3 protein-coding genes are annotated in these 2279 nt (G+C 62.9%); 1 reads left to right on the forward strand and 2 read right to left on the reverse strand.

Translation table 11 applies throughout. The features are described from left to right. Positions 1 to 5: 5 nt before the first annotated feature. Entirely contained in the window at positions 6 to 572 is a 567-nt protein-coding gene (locus tag ACZY08_RS21160) for a cob(I)yrinic acid a,c-diamide adenosyltransferase (protein ID WP_463746551.1), read from the reverse strand. 97 nt (positions 573 to 669) lie between these two features. Here ACZY08_RS21160 and murA point away from each other — a divergent pair, with 97 nt between their 5' ends. Then, on the forward strand, positions 670 to 1926 hold the full coding sequence (gene murA / locus ACZY08_RS21165) for a UDP-N-acetylglucosamine 1-carboxyvinyltransferase (RefSeq protein WP_166905711.1): 1257 nt from the start codon (positions 670 to 672) through the stop codon (positions 1924 to 1926). Between the two features lie 150 nt (positions 1927 to 2076). Here murA and ACZY08_RS21170 read toward each other — a convergent pair. After that, positions 2077 to 2279 (reverse strand): hypothetical protein (locus ACZY08_RS21170; protein WP_463746552.1); only part of this gene is annotated, 203 nt, incomplete at its 5' end.

Here is a 2279-nt window from a genome sequence, read left to right on the forward strand (position 1 = left end):
AGCGCTCATCCGCCGGGCTTCCAGAGGACATCTCCGTCCGGGTTCGCGACCCGCGACAGGATGAACAACAGATCCGACAGCCGGTTGAGGTACTTCGCCGGCAGCACGCTGACCGAATCCCCGTGTTCCTTCACGGCAATCCAGGCCGACCGCTCTGCGCGGCGAGCCACGGTGCGGCCGACATGCAGGAGTGCAGACAGCGGAGTTCCCCCGGGAAGGATGAACGAGTTCAGTGCGGGCAACGCCTCGTTGAACTCGTCGCACCACTTCTCCAGGCGGTCGATGTAGGCCTGGGAGATCCGCAATGGCGGGTACTCGGGGTTCTCGACGACGGGAGTGGACAGATCTGCTCCCGCGTCGAACAGGTCGTTCTGAATCTGGCGCAATACCGCCAGGATTTGCTGATCGGGTTCGCCCAGGGCGACTGCGACGCCGATCGCTGCGTTGGCTTCGTCACAGTCGGCGTAGGCCGCCAACCTCGAATCATTCTTGGAAACCCTGCTGAAGTCACTCAGCCCGGTCGTGCCGTCGTCGCCGGTGCGGGTATAGATACGGGTGAGATGAACCGCCATAGCTGAACCGTACCGGGCTTGGGAACAAGCGCGCCGGGCTCGCCGGATCTGTCCGAGCAGGCGGAAACTCGACGCCAGGCTGTCTACACTAACCGGCGTGAGCGAGCGTTTCTTGGTGACCGGAGGAAACCGGTTATCAGGCGAAGTTGCTGTCGGTGGGGCAAAGAACAGCGTGCTGAAACTGATGGCCGCCTCATTGCTGGCCGAGGGCACCAGCACGATCACCAACTGCCCCGACATCCTTGATGTGCCCCTGATGGCCGAGGTGTTGCGGGGGTTGGGCGCCACTGTCGAGCTTGACGGTGACACCGTCCGGATCACGTCGCCCGACGAACCCAAGTACGACGCCGATTTCGCGGCGGTCCGCCAGTTCCGCGCCTCGGTATGCGTGCTGGGACCGCTGGTCGGACGCTGCAAGAAGGCCAAGGTTGCGCTGCCTGGCGGTGACGCGATCGGGTCGCGGCCGCTGGACATGCACCAGGCCGGGCTACGGCAGTTGGGGGCGACCTGCAATATCGAGCACGGCTGTGTGGTGGCCGAAGCCGATCGTCTACGGGGCGCCGAGATCCAGCTGGAGTTCCCATCGGTGGGGGCCACCGAGAACATCCTGATGGCGGCGGTGCTCGCCGAAGGGGTCACGACGATCCACAACGCTGCGCGCGAACCTGACATCGTCGACATCTGCGCGATGCTCAACCAGATGGGCGCGAAGGTCAGCGGCGCCGGGACATCGACCCTGACGATCACTGGTGTCGATCGCCTCTATCCCACGCAACACCGGGTGATCGGTGACCGGATCGTGGCAGCGACGTGGGGGATAGCCGCGGCGATGACGCGCGGAGACATCTCGGTGACGGGCGTGGACCCGCAGCACCTGCAGCTGGTGCTGCACAAGCTGCACGACGCCGGCGCCACCGTCACCCAGAACGACGACGGGTTCCGGGTGGTTCAGTACGAGCGTCCCAAGGCGGTGAACGTGGCGACGCTGCCGTTCCCCGGTTTCCCGACCGACCTGCAACCGATGGCGATCGGACTGGCGGCAGTGGCTGACGGGACGTCGATGATCACGGAGAACGTGTTCGAAGCCAGGTTCCGGTTTGTCGAGGAGATGATTCGGCTGGGCGCAGACGCGCGGACCGACGGACACCATGCGGTGGTGCGGGGGATCCCGCAGCTTTCGAGCGCACCGGTGTGGTCTTCGGATATCCGCGCGGGCGCCGGCCTGGTCCTCGCCGGCTTGGTCGCGGACGGCGAGACCGAGGTTCACGACGTGTTTCACATCGATCGCGGGTACCCGTTGTTCGTGGAAAACCTGTTGAGCCTCGGAGCGGAGATCGAAAGAGTAGGGTCATAGCAGCACGCTCGAGATGGCCCGCCCGCCTCGAAATCGCGCTGACCAGCCGATTTGACCTTGCAGGCAGGCTCGGGCTAATCTTTTGAAGTCGCCGCGGAGCGGGTGAAACACCCCGGACCGGAGCGATTTGACAAGCCAGCCGAGATTCTACTAAGCTGGCGAGGTTGCCTCAGACCGGATGAAATAAGCCAAAATGAAGCAACTTGACTTGCCGGCAAGATTCCGATTAAGCTGGTGGGGTTGCCCCAAAACAGGGTGACAAAGCAGAAAAAAGTCTGTTGTTTGAGAACTCAATAGTGTGTTTGGTGGTTTTTGTTTGTTGTTTTTGGCCACATTCTTTTTCCCGTTTAGGG

This window comes from Mycobacterium sp. IDUB_9, from assembly GCF_055419505.1.

Excerpts from the sequence above, each read along its gene's own strand:
- ACZY08_RS21160 (WP_463746551.1), bottom strand. The coding sequence starts at position 572 with ATGGCGGTTCATCTCACCCGTATCTATACCCGCACCGGCGACGACGGC.